The 4591-nt window shown below is 72.7% G+C and carries 5 protein-coding genes; all 5 read right to left on the bottom strand.

What is annotated here, in order from left to right:
- A partial coding sequence (locus tag RMO85_RS00790) for a hypothetical protein (protein WP_310525840.1) occupies positions 1-1434 on the bottom strand: 1434 nt, incomplete at its 3' end.
- Between the two features lie 84 nt (positions 1435-1518).
- Positions 1519-1953 (bottom strand): type II 3-dehydroquinate dehydratase, encoded by a 435-nt coding sequence (locus tag RMO85_RS00785; RefSeq protein WP_310525839.1) that lies wholly within the window; start codon positions 1951-1953, stop codon positions 1519-1521.
- On the bottom strand, positions 1950-3047 hold the full coding sequence (gene aroB, locus RMO85_RS00780; protein ID WP_310525838.1) for a 3-dehydroquinate synthase: 1098 nt from the start codon (positions 3045-3047) through the stop codon (positions 1950-1952). Before aroB ends, RMO85_RS00785 begins: the two co-directional genes overlap by 4 nt.
- Entirely contained in the window at positions 3044-3544 is a 501-nt protein-coding gene (locus RMO85_RS00775; RefSeq protein WP_310525836.1) for a shikimate kinase, read from the bottom strand. The genes aroB and RMO85_RS00775 overlap by 4 nt, the downstream gene beginning before the upstream one ends.
- Positions 3541-4591: chorismate synthase (gene aroC, locus RMO85_RS00770; protein ID WP_310525834.1), on the bottom strand; the 1051-nt coding region annotated here is incomplete at its 5' end. The genes RMO85_RS00775 and aroC, both read right to left, overlap by 4 nt.

The raw sequence follows: 4591 nt of genomic DNA, 5'->3' as shown, positions 1-4591 counted from the left end.
GACCAGGGTCGCGACGAGCACGGCCACTACGGCGGCTGCGAGCGGGGCGCCGTACAGCGCCGGCATCAGCGCGAGCGCGACCGCGCTGGCAGCCGCACCGGGGACCACGACTGTCCGTGCCCGGCGGTCGGCGCAGTGCAGGATGGTCGCCACCGTGACACTGATCCCCACGACACCTGCGGGGAGCAGCAGCGGCCACGTCCATGGGACGTCCGGTGCGTCGAGGCGGTCGAGCACGCCGCGGGTCCAGGGTTCGTTGAGGACCAGCTCGCCCGTCGCCACGACCGTGAGCCGGATCACGCTGGCCGCCAGGCCCAGGGCCGCGATGGCCGAGGGTGCGGCGCAGACCCATCTCCAGACGCCCGGGAGCCGGGTCGAGACGGCGGCGTACGCCGCAACGACGGCCAGCTCCACCAGCGCGAGTCGCGTCGGCGACTCGTCGAACGAGACTGCGGTGACGAGCAGGGTGCCGAGCGCCACCGCCGTCGATGCCGCCAGGATCCGCAGCTCGCGCGGGACTGGGCGAACAGCGGCGAGGGCCGCGACCAGCGCGGTGGCCATGAGGAGCGGCCACACGGCCAGGTCGCCCCACAGTCGCGCGATGGTGAGCTCGTCCAGACGCAGGACCCCGACCAGCGCCAGCAGGAGCCAGCAGACGGCCGTCAGGGCGACGGTACCCAGGACCAGGACCCCGAGCCCGAGGCGGTGGCCGATCGCTGCTCCGCCGAGGAAGATGGCCAGGGCCGCCAGCGCGGCGACGGCGTTGCCACGGTCGATCACGCCCGCCGTGCCGATGGCGGCAGCCACCAGTGCGAGGGTCGCGATGACCTGCGCACCGACCAGGAGGGCGACCGGAGTGGTCGCGGCCCAGCGTGCGGTCGCGACGGCTGCCGCAGCGACGATCAGGCCGGCAACGACGAGGAAGGCCTCATCGCCGAGGGTTCCGAACCATCCTGCCCTCCAGGCTCCGCCCAGGACCAGGGCCAGCAGCCCGAGCGTCACGGCTGCCAGCGCCTCGGCACCCGCACGCAGGTCACGCATGGCCACCCAGACGGTGAGCACGCCGGCGACGATCGTGAAGACGCCCAGGACCACGGTCCGACCATCGACGCCCAACGCGGACCACGCGACCGCGAGGAAGACGAGCGCGGCGACGAGCAGGCACAGCGCCCCGAGTCCGAGGAGGATTCGCGGCACCGACGCAGAGCTCATCGCGGTGCGGGGCTTCTTCGGCTGGGCCGGGTCGAGCACCGTCGCCGGGCCCGCGGCGGCGTACATGCCGGCGACCAGCGCGTCGACCTGCTGCAGGGCGCGGAAGACCTGCTGGGGCTCGGGGCCGGTGAGGGCGAGCCCGCAGGCCGTACAGGCCAGGGCCGGGGAGGGGAGAGGTGAGCGACAGCCCGGACACGCCTGCTGGTCGGCATAGATGAACATGCCTGATGCTCCCGCATCTCGAGGCTCCGCACCTGAGTATGTGCGCTCAGCGGACGGTGCCGTGTCGACGGGGGTCGCCCGCGATCAGCCTGGCGCGCGCGACACCGCAGCCAGGGCGTCGCGATAGCCCTCGATCCCTCGGCCGACGATCGTCTCGATCGCGTGCGGCTCGACGACCGACGTGTGTCGGAACTCCTCGGGGCGCTGCCTGGGGTCGGAGAGGTGCACCTCGACCAGCGGCGCGCTCAGCTGGGCGCAGGCGTCCCAGAGTGCGAGCGAGTAGTGGGTCCAGGCGCCGGCGTTGAGCACGACCGGTGTGCCCTCGTCGGCGGCGGCGTTGAGCCAGTCGAGCAGCTCGCCCTCGTGGTTGGTCTGCCGCACCTCGACCTCGAGGCCGAGGTCACGACCCCAGGCGATGCACTGGTCGGCGAGCTCGGCGTGCGTCGTGCGGCCGTAGATCTCCGGCTGCCGGCGGCCGAGTCGTCCGAGGTTGGGACCGTTGAGCACGAGGACCTTCACGACCCTCCCCCGATCGCGGCGTACGCCGCGCGCAGGTCGTCCTCGGTCGGGCCGGCCAGGATCCGGGGCCGGCCGATGTCGTCGAGCACCACGAAGCGCAGCTGGTTGCCCCGCGACTTCTTGTCGATCTTCATCGCGTCGCGCAGGTCCTCGAAGGACGCGTCGTCGTAGGTCGTCGGCAGTCCGACGCGGGCGAACGCCGTCCGGTGCCGCTCCACCAGAGCCGGAGCCAGGGAGCCCGCTCGGGCGGCCAGCTCGGCGACGAAGACCGCACCGATCGCCACGGCCTCGCCGTGGCGGACCGCGTAGCCGCTGTTGCGCTCGATCGCGTGGGCGAGGGTGTGGCCGTAGTTGAGCACCTCGCGGCCGGGGTGACCAGCGACGCCACCGGTCTCGCGCAGGTCGTCGACGACGACGTCGATCTTGACCCGGATCGCCCGCTCGATCAGCTCGCGGGTGACGTCGGAGTCGGCAGTGAGGTCGGCAGCGTCGTTGGCCTCCACGAGGTCGAGGATGACCGGGTCGGCGATGAAGCCGCACTTGATGACCTCGCCGAGTCCGGCGACGAACTCGTCGCGCGGCAGCGTCGCCAACAACGAGAGGTCGCAGAGCACGCCCGCGGGCTCGTGGAAGGCGCCCACGAGGTTCTTGCCCGCGCCGGTGTTGATGCCGGTCTTGCCGCCGACGGCAGCATCGACCATCGCCAGCACGGTGGTGGGCACGTGCACGACCCGAACGCCACGCAGCCAGGTCGCGGCCACGAAGCCGCCGAGGTCCGTGCTGGCGCCGCCACCGAAGGTGACGACGGCGTCGGAACGGGTGAAACCGCCCTCGCCGAGCGCCTCCCAGCAGTCCGAGGCGACGGGCGCGGTCTTGGCGCGCTCCCCGTCAGGAAGCCCCAACGCCAGCACGTCGTAGTGCTCGACCAGCAGGTCGACCAGCGGCTGCACCTGCTCGGCCAGCTCGCCGGCGTACAACACCGCGACCCGCTCCACGGACTCGCCCAGGATCGCTGGCAACCGGCCGGTCAGGTCGTGGCCGATGACGACGTCGTACGGCGCAGCGCCGGCGACATGCAGGGTGGTGTCGCTCATGCGAGCCTCTCCAGGATCTCGGCCGCCACTTCGTCGGGGGCGCGGGCGTCGGTGTCGACCGCGAAGGTGGCCGCGGCTTCGTAGATGGGGCTCCGCTCGTCCAGCAGCGCCTTGATCCGGGAGCGGACGTTGCCGAGCAGCAGCGGGCGACCGACGCCCAGGCCGACGCGCTTGACGGCCTCGGACAACCCAACGCGGAGGAAGACGACGCGGTGACCCTCCAGCAGGGCGCGTGTCGCGGGGTCGAGCACCGCTCCCCCGCCGAGCGAGAGCACGCCGTCGTGCGTGGCCAGCGCCTCGGCGACCGCAACGGCCTCGAGCGCACGGAAGTGGGCCTCGCCGGAGTCGACGAAGATCTCGGAGATCTCGCGCCCCTCCGTCGCCTCGATGTCGGCGTCGGTGTCACGCGCGGGCACGCCCCATGCCTCGGCGAGCAGCCCTGCCACGGTGCTCTTGCCGGCCCCCATGGGCCCGATCAGGACGACCCGGGGGGTCATCGAAAGCGCAACGTGTCGAGGTAGGACTCCGCGTTGCGGCGGGTCTCGCGCACCGAGTCGCCACCGAACTTCTCGATCACGGCGTCGGCCAGCACGAGCGCGACCATGGCCTCGGCCACGATGCCGGCGGCGGGCACGGCGCAGACGTCGGAGCGCTGATGGTGCGCGACGGCGTCCTCACCGGTCGCGACGTCGACCGTCCGCAGCGCGCGTGGCACGGTCGCGATCGGCTTCATCGCCGCTCGCACTCGCAGGATCTCGCCGGTGGTCATCCCGCCCTCGGTGCCACCCGAGCGACCCGACGTACGCCGCAGGCCCTCGGGCGTGGAGACGATCTCGTCGTGGGCCAGCGAGCCGGGGGTGGCGGCGGTGGCGAAGCCGTCCCCGATCTCCACGCCCTTCATGGCCTGGATGCCCATCAGCGCGCCGGCCAGGCGCGCATCGAGGCGCCGGTCCCAGTGCACGTGCGAGCCGAGACCCGGCGGCAGTCCGTGGACGACGACCTCGACGATGCCGCCGAGGGTGACACCGTCCTTGTGTGCCTGGTCGATGCGCTCGACCATCGCGATAGCGGCATGGGGGTCCAGGCAGCGCACGGGGTCGACGTCGAGGCGCTCGACGTCGCCCGGCTCCGGGACCGAGCCGGCAGGGGCGCGGACGCCGCCGAGCTCGACCACGTGACTGACGATCTCGGCGCCGACGGCCTGGTAGAGGAAGTGCGCGGCCACACGGCCGAGGGCCACGCGCGCCGCGGTCTCGCGGGCGGAGGCTCGCTCAAGGATCGGGCGGGCCTCGTCGAAGTCGTACTTCTGCATGCCGGCCAGGTCGGCGTGACCGGGACGTGGCCGGGTGAGAGCTGCGTTGCGGGCCAGGACGTCGAGCTCGGCCGGGTCGACGGGGTCGGCCGACATGACCTTCTCCCACTTGGGCCACTCGGTGTTGCCGACCTGGATCGCCACCGGTCCGCCCATGGTCTCGCCGTGCCGGACGCCACCGGTGATGGTGACCTCGTCGGCCTCGAACTTCATCCGGGCGCCGCGGCCGTAG

The organism is Nocardioides sp. (assembly GCF_031422975.1).
Lineage (GTDB): Bacteria > Actinomycetota > Actinomycetes > Propionibacteriales > Nocardioidaceae > Nocardioides.
The sequence above is the reverse complement of the archived record's forward strand: the minus strand, read 5'-3'. Positions and strand labels throughout refer to the sequence as shown.

What these genes read in the sequence shown, in the direction of transcription:
- RMO85_RS00775 (WP_310525836.1), bottom strand. Translation starts at nt 3,544, where the DNA reads ATGACCCCCCGGGTCGTCCTGATCGGGCCCATGGGGGCCGGCAAGAGC.
- aroB (WP_310525838.1), bottom strand. Translation starts at nt 3,047, where the DNA reads ATGAGCGACACCACCCTGCATGTCGCCGGCGCTGCGCCGTACGACGTC.